The organism is Arthrobacter sp. NQ4, from assembly GCF_029077345.1.
GTDB lineage: Bacteria > Actinomycetota > Actinomycetes > Actinomycetales > Micrococcaceae > Arthrobacter.
The window spans coordinates 70,843-87,699 of sequence record NZ_JARETC010000009.1 but is presented as its reverse complement, the minus strand read 5'-3'; the positions used below and the strand labels follow the sequence as shown (position 1 = coordinate 87,699).

Genomic DNA, 16,857 nt, shown 5'->3' with positions numbered 1-16,857 from the left:
GGGTGCGCCCTTGGCACGTCAGGCTGCCGCTACAGCACTCGAACTTCATTGTTCATAAATACCGAGACATGACGTCGTGGTTGTTGCTCAAATGGTTGCACCGATCGCCCCTACATCTACCTCGCACCCTGTCCTGGCTCGGTCGGTCATGAAAGGACGATAATCTCATCCTCAGGAGGCATCCGCCAGCCGATAGCCTTCTGAATCTCCCGCAGGCCAAGGCTCGTGACAGATTGGTCGGCCGATTCGAAGCCGAGCTGCCAAGAACCGCCCGTCGACTCAATGATCATCCGAGCGGCCTGCAGCGCAGAAGAATTCTCGGTGGTAGCTACACCAACGCTCTCCGCAACACGGCGAAGGAATTGAGCCGGAACGGCATCCTCCGGCTCGATCTCAGGGGGCTCCAGCCCCGCACTCTCGGCAATCTCGTTGAGCAGCAGGGCCCGCAGTCTGAGCGCGGCCCACCGCGGCTGCTTTCGACTGCCCTTGTTGATAGTCCAGCCCTGGCGTCTGGCTCTTGTCAGCAAGTTCGTTAACCACATCGCGTCCACGGGCTCATTCCTACCCTGGCTGAGATGACGTTGGATCTGAAAGCGGTTAGCCTCGCCGACACTGTCGAGGAACCCAATCAGCTTCTGGAGGTCGGGATCGTCAGGGATGTAGGACTGGCGAATGGCGTCGAGCTTTGCGAGAGTCGGTGAGATCGCTTTTCGGAAGCTCTCGAAATCGAATCGAGACGCAAGTTCAGAAATTATCTCGTCATGGTCTTTTCGGCGGTCCTGCTCCGGGGTATGCAGGTCCGGACGGATCTGGACTCTATCGGCACCGGGGAGTCGATACTCCCTCCCCAGAGTTCGCTTCGGGTTGGCAACCCACTCGGCCCGGCCGGGAAGCGCATCGAACTTGATGGAAACGACTTCGTCAGTAGAGGGATCGGTCGATACACGTCCAACGCGGTAGCCAGCTCCCCACCAAGCGCTCACCTGGGGGCGGCCTTCAGTCTTTGCGCCGCTTCCCGCCCACCAGGATCGGCTCTTCCGCGCGCTCTCGGGTAGAGCCAACTCGCCAGCGTCAAGAAGAAGTCGGTCAATTTGGTCCAAGCTGTACTCTGGGCGGCTTCGCTCGTCAGCGGCTAGCGCTTCATAGAGTGACGAGTATCGGGCGCCAGGCTCTGGAGCCCGATAAGAGCAAAGTTCCTGCGATGGTCCAGCAGTGTTGGTGCGCTGCGGAAGCCTCCTCTCCACCGCTATCAGATTGTCGAGTGTGAGGAGGCGCAGGTGGTTGGCAATACTGCTTGCCCGTATGGACATTTCGATACGCCGCCCTAGGAGATGGGGGTCGTTGATGAGCCAATGATCATCAGCGTACTCCAACCGCAGTACCTCGCAGAGTCTGGCGATGACATAGAACGGAAAGGGAGTTCGCCCGTCCAGTAGTTGCTCTAGATCCAAGCGAGATGCTGAAGCCGACCATACAATGTGCGCCTTGACCTCTTCCGCGGAGCAGCCGACTTCACGAGCAACCGACCCAATGATCATTTCGAAGCGCTTCGCGGCAATTTGTCGCCGACTTTCACGCCTCCGGTCGACCATGCCGTTCGCTTGACCGAAACACTTAGTAGCATCGTCTGATTTTTGATTTATGACCCCTGCCGTCCACAGCTTTTGGTCCTTTTGTAGGACGGCTTCAAAGGGATCGGAGTCGGGCCCGTAGTCTTCGACGGGCCAAAGCCAAGCAATGATCCGGCCGCCTATTTTTGACCTTAGCAGTTCGCTATCTGCGCGGGCCTCCTCCTCAGAGGGCCAGGGCCGATCGCCGTAAGCGATCTCATTGCGAAAGCGGAGAAGTAACTCTTCGTTAGCAACTACGTCTTGAGGCGTCATACCCACATTCTATCCTGCACGGCGGTATTGCAGATAAGGAATGGGTGGTACGCTCTTCGTGACGGTTTTTTGCATATGGTGAATGCTAGTAAGGAGGAGGCGAATGGCGGCTACGTTGCGTCAAGGGGATGTGGGCTGCGCCAAGGGACGGTGGCCGAGTGACGATTCGCCACGATCAAAGATTTTGAAGACGTAGGCGATCACGCATAGTCACCGCACTTCACCAGCCCAGATGGAGGTACTCCTGGACACTATCCCCACGCACGTCTCGGAAATGCCCCTCCGGCTGGCTACAGGCATCAACGCACTGCGGCCCTACATGGATCTTCTTAGCCCCCATCGCTGGGGTTTGACGCTGGTCAGGACCGAATCCGATGCTGCCGACCCAGCCCTTTGCAAGGCGGCACGCGACTTCATTCGCCGCAGCGCCACGGACCTCTTTGTAGTAAGCGGTGACCACTCACTTTATTCCGCTGGCTGCACATGCCAATCTCCACGTCATGAGTCGCACCAACCATCTGAGCAGGGCGCGTCGCTTTGCCACGGCGACCGTGACCTACCGCTCCGATCTCTACGCTCAAGTCGTGGCCGCCAGTTAGGCAGGCAAACTAACGGCAACATCAGAATTATGTTCGGCACGTGCCCGACTAACGGGCATCCCAACCACTCTCAAGAAAGGCTTACCATGACTCGCCACTCTACTTTTTGCCCCTTTGTCGACGTTTCCAAACTAATAACTCTCGGAAAGCAGACCATTAACTTTCTGCCGGAAACTGCGGTTCGTGATGCCTGGCGTGAAGCGGCGGGCAGGTGCTCAATTGTTCCCGACTCGGTGGCGGCGACCGTGACTGCGATTGCAGATGCCGTCGAGTCGGTCGCCACGGCCGGTCGCGAGACTATCGAAGCGTGGCAACGGCATGGGCGCGCCCTTGGTTAGCTTGTCTCTGCTCGCGGCGACTGCATGGCGCTGCTTGCGGTCTCGCGTTCTGCCAGGGGTGAAGCTTTGGTCACCTCGAATTCTTCCATCACTCCCGGGCATGATGGACCACCTGCAGCCTGTGAGCAAACACATCACCGCGCGGTGGTGATCATCTCGTCGTCACGGCTCACCTGATCGATTCCTTGCTCCTCTCTCGCATCCAGCGGATACGAGACTTCTCATTGTTTCCATGTGCCTCACAGAGCGAACCCGCAAGCAATGTCTCGGATTCTCATAGGTGGTGGCAGTATGAGGTCACACCGAATTGAAAGGGTCAAAAGTGCCGGGCATGAGAGCAGCGTTATTCCTTGACTTCGACAGCTTTTTTAGCGGTTTGATGTCGGCAGACCCAGCGTCGGCCTTGGCCTTGGTCACGAGCCCCTCGCAGTGGATTCAGAGACTGACGACAAGCTATTCGGACGGAGGTGCCCGCCGTTGGCTGGTGTTGCGGTGTTATATGAATCCAGCAGGCTCACTCCCGGATCCGCACAAACCCGGTGAACGGTTGTACTTTTCCAAGTTTCGTCCCTTCTTCACACAAGCAGGTGTCGAGGTAGTTGATTGTCCGGCTTTGACCAAGGGATCGAAAAATGGTGCTGATATTCGCATCGTGATTGATGTGATGACTGCACTAAGAGCAAACACCAGATACGAGGAGTTCGTTATCGCGTCAGCCGACGCAGACTTCACCCCGCTACTTCAAGTAGTGCGGGCCGATGACCGACGCGTCACAGTTATTGCTACTTCGTCAACGGCGACGGCCTACGAAGCGCTAGCGGACCGATTTCTTGATGAGCAAGATGTCTTCGAGCTGATTGCCAAGGATGCATCAGAGGATGCTGAAACCGAAGACGCGGCATCCACTCTACAGCTCGAGGGGATTCACTCTTCCGTGTTGCTGCTAGACGGGAACCCGAATGTTGATACGAGTTATCAAGCTTTTGCGACGGCTGTACGTAGAACATACTTTGAAGCGACCACCCCGATTAACTTGGCTCGTCTATCGTCTGACGCCAGAACAGCGGCTGGGGTTGGCGTATCAGACGGTACCTGGTTCGGGGCGGGATCTTTCATCAGAGCGGTTCAGCGTTTGGAACTTCCGAACGTGCGATTTTCGCAGCACTACCTTTGGGATGCCACCCGGCATACAGAACCAGCAGCAAAAGCCGTGACAGTGAAGCCGAGCCTGCCGGCCGCGGTCTTGCATTTCGCGGAAACGACGGGAATGCCAACGATAGCGTCGAACGAATGGCCAGCTGTCTATCGGAAGCTCGAAGCTTATGCGGCTATGCACGTTTTCAATTTTACGGAAGCATCTAAATGGGCGCGCGATCAGGCGTCTCAAGAGGGCTTCGATATTCCACGAAGTGCCTTTACGTTCGTCATTCGGGCATGTCAGGACGGGGAGGCAAATCTGAACGCTGATCCTTCCCCCGATGCAGGGACTATCGCACGCTCAACGTTCAACAGTGTCTTACGCAGGGCAGAGCAGGCAGGGCTTGAAATTGGCGAATCGGAGAAGCAAGAGCTTGCCGCTTGGATTCACTACCAAGATTCAGAGCATCAGGGTTGAGTCTCTACCCTGGGTCTTACTCCTACCGGCTAACCCCAGCAAAAGTCTCCAGCTCATGTGATACAGAAAGAAGACATGTACAAGGTTCATCTCGAAAGTAACAGCGGCTACTATCCCTGCGGTGCTACCAACCCACACTTCACCTCCGCCGCCCTAGATGAAGTAACCTGCAGTCTCTGCCGCAAGCGCGCGGAGTGGAAGGCCGACCGCCATATCAGTGTCGAGATACCCCAGGGCCAACAATAAGCGGTGATAGAGTGCGCCGGATTGATAGCTAAGAATGTTACAAGTCAAAGGAGAGATGTGGGTTTTTTCAGTAGCTTGTTCGGGGGGGCCTCCTCTAGCAGCCATAACGGCGGGAATGACGAGGAGAAGATACTCACATGTGACTCCTGTGGGGGCGACGTTGACGAAAGTGATATGCAAAACGGGCAGTGCGAGGAATGCTACGACTCCGATGATTATGGTCCCACTTACTGCTGCGGGGCCATGTATGAGGAGGGGGAGGATACTTGCATGAGCTGCGGTGAACCTCTCTAAAGGGTCATGGTTTGGCTCTGCCCCTTCCTGGACCACAGGACACGAGGAAGCAATAGTGTCTGGCTGTCAGTATTAGACGATGCGACTGAGCTGAATCGGCGGGGTGCTCGACAAGGTCTTCATATTTCAGTAATCGGGACCAACCTACTCTGGGCCGGCTTGGTGATTCCGGCACTTACCTGAGCAACGCTGGTAGGCGGCACGGAGGGCGCGCCAGTTTGCACCAGCTGTCGCTCAAGGGCAGTGCTCAAGCGACTCCAACAAATCTTCTCGATTTTCCAGTTATGCGTACGGGTCGCAGGCGTCGACTCTCGGGCGGAGGAAATTTATCAAGCAACTCGGAACGAATCGGGATTTGTATTGAGTCGTCAACCGCTTCACCCGTCATGCACATCTCTTAGCCGGGTAAGGAACTTTTGTAACTCGAGGAATGTCTGGCTCCGCGGCTAAGTTGCTTCCATGACCGAGAACAAAAAGGTGAAAAGGGTTCTGACGAGGAAATGCCCGGTGTGCGGCCACGAGTCCTGGCGCATTATCTACGGCATGGTTATGCCCGACGTGATCGAGCAATACCCGAAAGCGGAGTTCGCCGGTTGCGTGGTGATGGAGGAACAGCGTCTCTACCCGACGACCGGCCACGTTGAGTGGGGCGCGCCGAAGTGGGCTTGTCAAAGCCCCGGGTGCCGCCACCGTTGGTGGTGACGGCACCCTGAGACTACGCCCTCTGCTCAGCACCCCCATCTCGTGTCTGGCGGCGGATTTCAGCGTTCCCGGCCCTGCAGAAAATCAAGACCAGCTCGCTCACTTTTTGACTGGTGATGTGTTCCACCATGCCCGCATAGGTCGACAATTGGCGCCAGTAAGCCGCCAAGGTCTCCTGCGTGACACTGATGTCAGTCTTGAAGTCGGCGATGACCAGAGTCCCGTCGTCCTCGCGGTACATCAGGTCGATGATGCCCTCGAGAGTCATTCCGTTGTTGGGTGTGACCACGGGAAGCTCAAGCCAGTGCTTCCGGTCAGCCGCACGCAGTACAGGTGTGCTCCGTAGTGCAGAACGGGCACGTTCAGCCAAACCAGCGGGATCCGCCAGTCCGGCGGTGCTGGCGATCCTTTCAGCGAGAACGTCGAGGTTCCCGTTTTCTCTTAGGTCACTCAGCTCTAGCAGCCGGTGCAGGGCCGTACCGAACTCCTTGCCATGTTCCCCGCCTGTCGCTGCCGGAGTCGGCAGCGAGCCATCCTCATCAATGCTCACAAGATGCGGGGTCCCGTCCATCTCAGACGCGGCAAAGCCGTCCGCTCCTTTGGCAGTTGCCGTGACGGAGGTGGACGATACGAGGGCCGAATTCTTCTGCCAGACATCGCGCTGCTGCTGCCACTCTTCAAGCGCTTTGACTGGATGGACTTCGTGGGCCGACCTCGCATGAAGAGGCATATCGTCTGGGACGCTTAGATCTGGCGCGGGAACGGCGTCGGCTGCGTCCTTGAGCAATTGCCCGAGACTGTTCTTGGCATTCACGTAATGGGAAATGACAAGGTGGCTTTCCGCGCGTGTGCAGGCCACATACAGGAGACGGCGTCTCTCAGCGTCGTCGAACTGCTTCTCGATGGCTTCGGCTTCTCCGTATCCCGCGGACCGTATGTCGCCAATGAAGTGCACCTGTACTTGGGAGCGCTGATCCCACAGAGCAGCAGCCTTTTGATTGTTAGGTCCGGATCCCGTGCCAGCGAGAATCACCATGGGGAATTCGAGCCCTTTAGAAGCGTGAATGGTCATGATCCTGACGGCCTGAACGTCCGTTTCCGGCACTACGGCTTCTTTGACTCGTGAATTTTCCTCCTGCTGCACGCCCGCCCACACCAGGTAATCACGCAGGCTGCCGTGAGTGGCCTCCGTCCACGCCCGAGCTTGATCAATCACAAAACGCATCCGGCGCCAGACATCTCGGTAACGCGGCGCATCAACTGCCGCCTCCAGCATGCGGCGGTCGGCAACTAGCCGCTCCATAATTTCGGCCGGCGTCAACACCTCAAGCTCACGGCACAGGGCGGCTAGGTAAGCCAGGGAGTGTGCCACATTGGAGTCTCTGAGTGCGTCGGGTGCGGGGGAGAACAGGTTCCAGTGGCCACTGGCCTGCTTCCACTCGAACAGCTCGTCATCACCACAGCCAAACATCGCCGACCGCAGGCAAAGCACCAGTGCGGCTTCATCCGCTGTATTGGAGATGGCACGCATCGCCAGCAGCAGGTCGGTAACCTCCTGAGTGGAGTAAACCAAAGACGATGCCTCAGCCCGGTACTCAATGCCGGCGTCGTCGAGAGCATCCTCAAGAGCGGCGAGGGACGTCCGGGTTGGGATCAGGACACAAATGTCCTTCAACTCAACCGGCGAACTTGTAAAGCCGTCACCCGATCGCTTGCTCTGCTTCTGCCAAGCTGAAAGACCTGCGGTACCGCTCGCGACTCTGATTGCTGCAGCAACGTCCGCGGCTTCCTGCCGGCGCATCGCATCGGCAGAGACCTTTCCTGCTTCGTCGGGCTGCGCACCGCCGCGCCCAATGATTGAGACGGCCGGGCCATGTTCGTCGCTCCATTCGGGACGCCCGGGATCAGGCACCAAGGCCTGGTATTCCGGCTGAACCGTGCCGTTGGCTGTGATGAGCTCGCCGAACGTGCCGTTGATCCACTCAAGCAGCTTTCCTGTGGAACGGAAGTTCGTCTGGAGGGAAGCGGTCTTGGAATCCGCGTCGTCTGAGAAACGCTGCTGTGCCGCGAGGTAGGTGGCGATGTCGGCCCTGCGGAAGCGGTAGATGGACTGCTTCGGATCCCCGACAGTAAACAGCCGGCCGGGAGGTACGCTCAGATGCTCCCAGCCGTCGGGCCCGCAGACTTCGCTGGCGGCTATCCGCGTGGCCAGTTCAGCCTGAATGGGGTCGGTGTCCTGGAATTCGTCCAGCATGATGCAGCGGTAGCGATCATGCAGGGCAGCGTGGACGCCCTGTTTGTCCTTGCCGATGAGGAGGTCCCGCGCGTGAACGAGAAGGTCGTGATACTCAAGCTCGCCGCTCCGCTGGCGTTCGCGAGCCGCTTGAAGAAGGACCTCGGCCATGGCAGCGGTAACGGTCTCAACGGCGGGCTGTACAAAGCTGTTGCGCAGGGCTATCGCCTGCTGGGCCAGATCTTTACAGGAGCTTCGCACCTCGGCGACGTTGATGGACCAGTTGCCCTTTTGCCCCCCACTAAAGCCGGATTGCGGAACAGCGTGGAGCAGCTCGAGGACGAGGCCCAGTTCGCCGGATTCTGCCTCGGAGAGGCGACCGTGCCAGCTCTTAATGTGTTCGAAGGCGGTCAGCAGCTTGTCTGCAGGGTCAGTGCAATGGTCGGCACGTGCGAGGACGTCTGAAGTTTGGCGGAGAAGCGGACCAAGATCTACGGCCGGGATATGCCGCCTGCGGGGAGGATGACTTTCCAGCCGGTCCCAGTTGGCATCCAGGTCTGCCGCAACGTTTTGCAGGTGGTCAAGCGAAACGCCGACGGCGAGGAGTATACGGAGTGCGTCGTCCAAGGACGCGTCGGCGAACAGTTTCTGGCGCGCATCTTCCCACCGCCGCGTGAACGCAATCTGGGACCGCAATTCATCCACCACGGTGATCAGGGGAGGGACTCCAGCCTCGATCGGATGTTCGCTGATGATGCGCGCCGCGAAAGAGTGGATGGTGCCGATGGGAGCCGTATCCAGCTGGTCGAGCGCCCGCTGGCGCAGGTCTGTGGGGCTGGCGTCCGCCAGACGCCGACGTACCCGTTCCCTCAGCTCACCTGCTGCCTTTTCGGTGAAGGTGATGGCTGCCACGCTCTTGAGTTCGACGCCGGCGTCAACCATCGCGCAGATACGCTCGACGAGTTCATGCGTCTTGCCGCTTCCTGCACCCGCTTCGACAAAGATGTTCGCTTCGAGCTCCTGCTCGATCAGTGTTCGGTCGGTTTGGTCTGTGAGTTCCAGGAGTTCCAGGAGTTCCGGGTTCATTTCTCCGCCTTCAGGAGCTGGGAATAGGGCTGCAGTTCGAGGGCGTTTTGAAGATTCAGCCACCGCTGGCCGAGCTCTTGGGCGCCCATCATGGTGGTGAAGTTGACGTATCGGTCCGACTCAGGCCGGGGCGGGAAGATTCCGTTCCGCAGGGCAGAAATGATCAAGCCAACATCTGTGCGCAGTTGCTCCACGACCTCGTCAGTCACTGTGTAGCCGATTTTGGCGAAGGCACCTGCCTTCGAGATGAACCAATACTCTGCCGCGACGTCGGACGAAGAGTCCGCGAGTGTCCGGGCAAACAGGCCATAGACCGGAAGCTGATAGCGGGTGCCCTCCGCGGTGGGGTGGTCCCGGAGCGGTTTGTACTTGTCGGCCTTGCCTGTCTTGTAGTCGATCACACGGACACTGCCGTTGGACTGTTGGTCAATACGGTCCACCTTTCCCCGGAAGCGAACCGTCGTGCCGTCGTCGAGAGTTAGTTCAACGGGCGGATGGGTGTCCGTGCCCGCGGGCCCGAAGCTCGCCTCTTCGGCGAGATACTTCCAGCCGGCGGCAAACCTGTCCTGGTCGTCCGCCAGCACACGCTTTAGGTCTTGGCGCAGCATGGCCTGGTTGCGTTCCCAAACGTGGCTAAGCCATACCGGATTTGCGACGTCCTCAAAAGCGGCGTCCGCTAATTCCATAAGGCGGTCCAATGAAGGCGGAAGGCCGTCTTTCGTGATGCTGCGAACATAGTCTTCCAGCACTCGGTGAACCAGGATGCCCCGTTGCTGCGGCGAGATCTGCACTTCGAGTGCCACGTCCTCCAAGATGCTGACTTTCAGGACGTGTTTCATGAAGTAGCTGAACGGACTGGTGACCCATTCCTCAAGCCGGGTGGGGGACAGTGGCTTTTCGGGGTCCACAATGATCCCTGCATATGCACCGAGGTTGCCGTTGAACCTCGAGAAGATGCCCTCCCGCCTGTCCCGGGTGGCAGCTAACGCACGCTGCAGCGCCTCGTCCTCTTCCAATACGGAGGTGCCCTCCTCAGCGCTGAGGATACGACGGAGCCGCCATTCCTGAGCTGTTGGGGGCAACGCATCGGAGGCGGGTGCGCCGTTCTCAATGCCGTGGGCGAAGGACCGCAGTTGTTCCTGGGGGTCAGGCTTGCGGTCGATCCAGCGTGACAATTCGTAACTCCCGGAGCCGCGCAGGTCCCCGCGGGGGCTGGTGATGAACCGTTCGGATCCTGTAGCGAGGGCAGCAAAGAACTGCTTCTTGTGGGCCTCGGCACGTTCTTCAACCGTAGGGAGACTCCCGCCCAGCATGGTACGGGCGCTGTCCGGCAGCAGTGGGTTCTCCCTTGTCCGTGCTGGCGCAAGCCCTTCCGCAACCCCCATGAGGAAGACGACATCAAGGTCCCTGGCGACCGCATCAGCAAAACTGCCCACGACGACACCCGTGCCGCTCTTCCCGGTCCAGCGGCCTTTTGAAGCTAGGCCGTCTTTCAGGGCGCTTTGTAGGAGTGCCGGGCGGGGCAAAGGACCGACAAGATCCAGATGCCGGAGATCCGAGGCGGCTTCGATCAGCGCGTTGCGGGCAGCGCTTTTCTCCGGATGTTCGCCGGCGCCTCTGGGGCCCATGAAGTCCTCAAGAAGTGATATCAGCGAGGCGGAGGCGTCACTCCATGTGGCAGCAGCATGGACCTGGCCTAGACGTGCCGCAAGGGCCTCCTTGAAGGACTGGAATATACGGAACTTTTCGAGGTAGTCCGCGTGGGCGGAGGTTTCTGCTCCTGCATAATCCTCTTCGGCGGGTGGATTTGCATAGAACCTTTCACATGCTGCGCTGCTGGGCAGCTTCTGCTCATGCCAGGAGAAGGCACCTTCCGCGTGGATGTTCAGGATGGTGCGTGCGTCGAGATCCTGCGGGTCCAGCTTCAGCAGTTGAAGGAGGCCACGGGCCAGTGGCGAGTCCATGAGCCGGTGGGCTGATGGACCGACGAAAGTAACTCCCGCCTGGCTGAGGCGCTGGGTGAGCAGCGCGGCGTAGGGCTGGGCGGCCGAGTGGAAGATTCCGAGACGGTGGCCCGGGGTTCCTGTTGCAAGCCGCTCGACGACGAGGCGCACCACCGCGCGGGCTTCATCGTCGGCATCGGACGCTGTCAGAAGTCTTACACCATTCTCTGCCGCGCCGGCCGCCGCGAGATGCTGCATTCCGGCCGCTTCGAGGCTCGCTCTAAAGATTGCCTCGGCGGGACGGGTTTCTGTACCGAGCATGAAGCCGATGATGGTGCCGAGCCGCTGCGTCACGGTCTTGGTTGCGAGCTTCTTGGTTGCAAGGGTAAAAGCCTCATGGTCCGTGTACCACTGCCGGCGAAGAGCCTCCTTTGAGGCGCCGTGAAGCCGCAGCACTTCCTGCATCAGCTGAGGGAGCTCCGGATCGGCGGGATCCGGAACCGCGTCGAGGAGCTCCGCTGTCCTGGCGATCGCACGGGCGGTCGAGGGCTGGTCGGCGACATCCTTAAAGAGCCCTGGCTGGTCCAGCAGGACCCGGCTCACGGCTCCAAGCCGGACGACCGGAAGAAGGGGACGGCGCCCGTTCACTGCGTCGGCGTCGGCGATGAGTTCGGTTGCGAGGTCCTTGAGTGTGAACGCCCTGACCCCCACACTCCCAGCGCCCCCGTTGAGAGTCCTGCCCAGGTAACGGGTCACGTCCAGACCAGCGGCATGGGAAGGGACCAGGATGGTGACTGGAGCCAGCGGATCGGCGGCCTGAGCATGGCTGATCATTGTTTTTAGCTCGGCCAAAGCGAGATTGACCGAAGGGAAAATCGTGCAGGTCATGCAACACCACCGTAGTTGTACTCGCATAGGGACTGGGATCGTTCTGGTTCTCTGAGCAGAGCCATGGTCTTCGACTCGATCTGGCGGATTCGCTCTCGCGTGACGCCGTAGGCCTTGCCGATGGCGTCGAGGGTCTTTTCCTCGCCGTCATCGATGCCGAAGCGCATCGCGATGACGCCGGCTTCCCGCTCTGTCAGGGTGTCCAAGACCGCGTGCACTTGGGTCTTGAGCTGTTCCTTGGCGATCTGGTCAAGAACGTCAACGTGCCAAGGATCGAGGAGCTGGTCCGCGAGCGGCTCCAGACCACCCTTACCGTCCGGAATGAGATAGTCCAGTGACAGCACGGGCTTGTCGAGTGACAGAAGACGCTCAACTTTGTCCGCCGACTGGTCCGTGTGCTTGCCGAGCTCGGCAAAGGTGTACTCAATGCCCTTTCGGAACGCTTCGCGTTGCACAGACTTCACCTTAGAGATCTGCTCCACCATATGGACTGGGAGCCGGATGACCCGGGCCTGGTCGGCCAGTGCCCGAGTGACGGCCTGCCGGATCCACCACGTTGCGTACGTGGAGAACTTGTTGCCCAGGGTGTAGTCGAACTTGCAGACTGCCCGGTGGAGGCCGATGTTCCCTTCCTGGATCAGATCAAGCAGGTCCATGCCGTGATACACGTACTTCTTGGCGATGGATATGACCAGACGGAGATTCGCCTCCAGCAGGGCGTCGGAGGCACGCTCACCCAGCAAAGCAATGGCGCGCAGCTCTCGGGATTCCTTGCGGCCCCGGGGAGTGCCATCCGCCAGCCGGTGTGCGGCATAAAGCCCTGCCTCGATGTCCTTGGCGAGCTCCACCTCCTGCTCAGCAGACAGCAGATCAGCCCTACCAGCGCGCTGCAGGTAGTCCGAAACCCCGTCGTCGCTGAAGCCCTCGAGCCCCTGAAGCTCCTCCAGCCAGCCCGAATCCTCAAGGTCAAACGACGTCGGCGCGCTCTCGTCGTCCTCCGCTGGAGGTTGCACCATCACCGGTTCTGGCGTTGCTGGCTTGCCGCTTTCCGGTCCGGCGCCGTTCCCGGGCGGACCCGCTATCGGCTCACCGGGCTCGGGCGCCGGAGCCACATCAGGTTCGGCCTGGCGGAGGAACTCCTGCAACCCGTCCAGGTCCGACTTGATGTCGAAGAATTCAACGTTCCGTGCGAACGGCAGCACCTTGCCGAGAAATTCCTCGCCTTGGACGTCCGGGTCCTCCACAGTGCCCTTGGAGTAGAGAACAACCAGCCGGCCGGGCCGCCCGTCGGCCTTCTTACGGATGACACGGCCGAGCCGCTGCACCATCTGCCGCTGGCTGCGGTTGGCGGCAACGATGATCCCGAGGTCGGCCTCCGGGACGTCAATACCTTCGTCGAGGAGCCGCGGCGCGGTCAGAACCTGCGATGCGCCGGTACGGAAATCCTCCAAGCCCTGCCGGCGGTCGTCTTTGGCCATGCCGCTGAACACCGCAGACGCTGTCGAGCCGAGGGACGTATACAGCTCCTGCGCCCGCCGCGCGGAATCCTGGGTCTGCGTGAAGACCAAGGTCCCGTTGGACCCATCAACCGTTTCCTTCAGTGCTGCCAGCGCCAGGTACTTCGTCTTGGCCTCGGCCAGCAGGTTGAGCCGTGAGGACATTGCCCGCATGTACCGGCGGGCGATTGTTGCTTCCCGGCTGGGCGAGTCCGAAGCGGCCAGCGTGGCCACCGCTGCAATGAACAGCGGGAAGGGCCGGCGGGGAATGCCTGCGTACGTCTCGAGGTTTCGCGCCGCCTCCACCATCACCGCCGAGAACTCGTCATAATCGGTCTGTTCGGCACGGGTCAGGTCAACGCCAACCAGAGCGATGTCGAACGGGGCGATGACTTGGTCCTTCAACGCCCGGTCGTACCAGAGGTTGTAGATGACGCCGCCGAAGTAGGGTGTCAGGAGGTTCTCGTGCTCACCGTCCGCCCTTTCGAACGTGGCAGTCAGCCCAAGCCGCCAGGCGTACCCCTCCTGCAGAGCACCGGTAAACATGGGTGCCGCATAACGGTGGCACTCGTCGGCGATGATCAGTCCCGCCTTGTGGGAACGGAGTGTCTGGCGGTTGGAGGCCGAGTGAACGATGGCCACGAGGATGTCCACGTCGTCGAGGGAATCATTGCGTCCGTCACCGAGGGCACCGCGCCGCGCTGTGGGCAGGTCTCGGCGCAGGGAGACCAGCCACTGGCGCTGAAGTTCGGCCGTTGGCACCAGGATCAGGACTTTGATGCCCTGCCGGACGGCTTCGAAGGCTGCAGCAACGCCCACGCGGGTTTTACCGGAACCCGTAACGGCCTCCACCACGCCACAACGGGCATTGGAGTGCCAGGCCTTTAGGGCTTCCTGCTGCCAGGGATACAGGAAGGCATAGTCATAGGAGGCCGGGACTGCCGCGGTGGCAACCGGAGCTGGCCCCTGCGGAAGCGTCGCACTGGGGTAGGACCCGGCGTCGGCTAGTTCTGGCATTTCATCCCCCATTGGACGGTTCTGATCTGGTGACTGAAGAGTATGGCGAGGCACCGACAAATTAGGTGAGCAGCGTCACTAACCGTCTTCCACCGCCGGCTGCCAGGCCTGGGCGCGTGACAGTGCGAACTTCAGTTCACGCCCGCCGGCCTTCTCAAGCAGCCCGGAGTCGCCCACAACCACAAGCAGGCTACGGGCACGGGACAACCCGACGTAGAGCTGTTCCCGGGCCCTGCTCATGTCCTTGAAGCCGTTGACACAAAGGACAACAACGGACCGTTCTAACCCCTTGAAGCCCAGCACATGGCCGTAGAACTCACCGTCGTTGGCGTGGAAGTCCCGCCAGTATTCCTCCGTGGCACCGCGGTTGAAGTAGTCCAAATGGATGGGGTGGCGGTCCTTGGTGGTGAGGAGCGCGATCTGGTTGTTCGCCCAGCCCTCGTCGATTAGGGCATCCACGCAGTCATCGGCGACCTGGAGTGCCTTCTCGGTGGGGCAATCCACGAACCGCACCGGCAGGCCAGTGCTGCCGCGCGGTGTGAAGTAGTCGCCGGCGAAGGGTTTGAAGGTCTCGGCGATCTTTCGGGTGTTGCGGAGATTGTCGTCGATGTGGATGGGCACCAGCGTGGCCATCGGGCCATGGGTAAGGTCCGCCGTCGCGCCTCCCCATCGCTGGTAGACGTCCTGCCGGTCATCCATAAAGGCATAGACTTCCGCAGCATCGGGGTCGGTGGTGCAGGCAAGCAGCGCGTCCCACCAGAGAGGAGCAAAGTCCTGCGCTTCATCGACGATGACAGCGTCCAGCCGGTCCCGCGGCGCCATTCCGGCTGCCAGCTCCTTCAGCAGGCGGGGCATTTCGATGTCGAAGTAGTCCTGCCCCTGCCCGTCGGGGACGCCCAGCCCTCGCACATATTCGTGGAACTCGCCAGTGAACAGCGGCTTGGCCTGACGCCAGCTTGCGACGCGGTCCTGAAGGTACTGCCCCAAACCTTTGTTGTAGCAGAAGAGGCCCACTCGCTTGCCCTCCTTGCTGAGCATGCGGGCCTTTTCGACGGCGAGCCACGTCTTTCCGCTGCCGGCGCCGCCGGTGAAGCGGATCCGGGGGAGCGAGCGGGTGGCCTGAAGCAGCACGGACTGGCGCTCGGTGAGATGATCCTGTGCTGCCTCGTCCTCCTGGGATGTGGTGGAGGGTACGACGGCGGTGTCCAGGTTTCCGCCAAGCTTGCGGACGATGCGTTCCAGGAAGGCCGGGGCCAGCGGGGAGGCACCGCCGCCTTCGTTTTCAATGGCCTGGCGGACGAGCTCCGCGGGGGACTTGCTGTCATCTTTGTCGAGGATGAGAGACCGAGGGCATCCGGCCATAGTCCAGTTCCGCGGCACGTCGGTATAGGGCAGGCTGACCATGTAGGCAAAGCGGCTGCTGATACGCGAACCTAGCTGGATCTCAAGCCAGTCCTTGAGGGCATGAAGTGAGCTCTGGGACTGAGCCACGGGGCTTTGGATTCTGCGCTTCTGGTTCCGGTCCGACTGGTACCACTGGCCGTTGTCGATAGAAACCTGGCCGCCCTTGACCTCGATCGCAGCTACGCCCACGTTGGGCCAGAGGACCAGCAGGTCAATCTCGTATTCATTGCGGCCGTCGCGGACCTGGACCGAGTGGGCCAGGACGCAGTCATCGGGCAGGCTGTTCCTGAGCGCAGTCCAGACGGCCTTTTCCGCGTGATGTCCTTCGCCGAACTCCGGTTCCTCCGGAATGCACCTCACCGCGCCCTGACCTTGGTGTCCTGGAAGGCGGGCAACCCGATCTGGGCGCGGATATCAGCAAGGTCCTGCGTATTCCGGTCGATCTGCTTCATCTGTTTCTTTTCGATGATCGAGGAAAGAATGCGATTCGCGATCGCAAAGCCCACCAGCGCAAAGGATGCCCAGCCCGCGGCGACGATAAATTCCGGCATGGTGAGGAACGCGTTCTTCAGGGCAATGACATTGTTTAGGTTGCCCGTCAGGCCATCCAGGATGTCATTCAAGGTGTCGGTGACCGGCTGGAAGAAGGGCCCTGCAGACAGTTCAGGGCTCTGAAGCGTTGCATCTCTCCCGACGGACCAGCGCGGATCCATGAGGTGCGCAAGGATATAGAAGACCACCGCGAGGTTGGCGGCGGCAAAGGCGGCCGTACCTGCAGTGGCGGCGGTGACAAGCCTGGCGGCGATTGTCAGGGGAGTGGACACACGGCTTCCGAGTAGAAACAGGAAGCCGACAATCACGGCAGCGGAAAATACGAGATTCCTGAACGTGTCTACGCTGGCTCCGCTGAGCATTTCCATCACGGCGTATCAATCTTTCCACTGCTGCGCATTTGAATGCATACGGTTCTTGAGCTCCGGCCACCGCAGCGTGGCATTGCCGCGCTGAGTTCAGAAGTTGTTCCAGATCATATTTGTATCAGTACAGCCCGACGTTATTCGTTTGCTTGGTTCGCGGCTCCAGAAGTGTCCTGAATTGGGGCTTCCCCGGAAG

General features: G+C 60.2%; 8 protein-coding genes. 2 read left to right on the top strand and 6 right to left on the bottom strand.

Going from position 1 to position 16,857, the window contains the following annotated elements; all coding sequences use genetic code 11:
• Nucleotides 1–146: 146 nt before the first annotated feature.
• Nucleotides 147–1,883: a DUF7662 domain-containing protein gene (locus tag PUN51_RS15180; RefSeq protein WP_275181534.1), complete on the bottom strand. Its 1,737-nt coding sequence runs from the start codon at nucleotides 1,881–1,883 to the stop codon at nucleotides 147–149.
• A gap of 1,268 nt (nucleotides 1,884–3,151) precedes the next feature.
• Here PUN51_RS15180 and PUN51_RS15175 point away from each other — a divergent pair.
• Complete coding sequence (locus PUN51_RS15175; protein ID WP_275181533.1) at nucleotides 3,152–4,435, top strand: NYN domain-containing protein; 1,284 nt, start codon at nucleotides 3,152–3,154, stop codon at nucleotides 4,433–4,435.
• 999 nt (nucleotides 4,436–5,434) lie between these two features.
• On the top strand, nucleotides 5,435–5,677 hold the full coding sequence (locus PUN51_RS15170) for a hypothetical protein (protein ID WP_275181532.1): 243 nt from the start codon (nucleotides 5,435–5,437) through the stop codon (nucleotides 5,675–5,677).
• A gap of 13 nt (nucleotides 5,678–5,690) precedes the next feature.
• On the opposite strand, the gene PUN51_RS15165 is transcribed toward PUN51_RS15170, so the two are convergent.
• From PUN51_RS15165 to PUN51_RS15145, 5 genes are all read right to left on the bottom strand, one after another.
• Entirely contained in the window at nucleotides 5,691–8,996 is a 3,306-nt protein-coding gene (locus tag PUN51_RS15165) for a UvrD-helicase domain-containing protein (RefSeq protein WP_275181531.1), read from the bottom strand.
• Nucleotides 8,993–11,773: a PD-(D/E)XK nuclease family protein gene (locus PUN51_RS15160; RefSeq protein WP_275181530.1), complete on the bottom strand. Its 2,781-nt coding sequence runs from the start codon at nucleotides 11,771–11,773 to the stop codon at nucleotides 8,993–8,995. Before PUN51_RS15160 ends, PUN51_RS15165 begins: the two co-directional genes overlap by 4 nt.
• A 50-nt stretch (nucleotides 11,774–11,823) precedes the next feature.
• The gene (locus PUN51_RS15155; RefSeq protein WP_275181529.1) at nucleotides 11,824–14,340 is read right to left on the bottom strand and encodes a sigma-70 family RNA polymerase sigma factor; all 2,517 of its coding nucleotides are present in this window, start codon (nucleotides 14,338–14,340) and stop codon (nucleotides 11,824–11,826) included.
• 78 nt (nucleotides 14,341–14,418) lie between these two features.
• On the bottom strand, nucleotides 14,419–16,104 hold the full coding sequence (locus PUN51_RS20770) for a nuclease-related domain-containing DEAD/DEAH box helicase (RefSeq protein WP_275181528.1): 1,686 nt from the start codon (nucleotides 16,102–16,104) through the stop codon (nucleotides 14,419–14,421).
• A complete protein-coding gene (locus PUN51_RS15145; RefSeq protein WP_275181527.1) occupies nucleotides 16,101–16,664 on the bottom strand; it encodes a hypothetical protein in 564 nt (187 codons plus the stop codon). Before PUN51_RS15145 ends, PUN51_RS20770 begins: the two co-directional genes overlap by 4 nt.
• Between the last annotated feature and the right edge of the window lie 193 nt (nucleotides 16,665–16,857).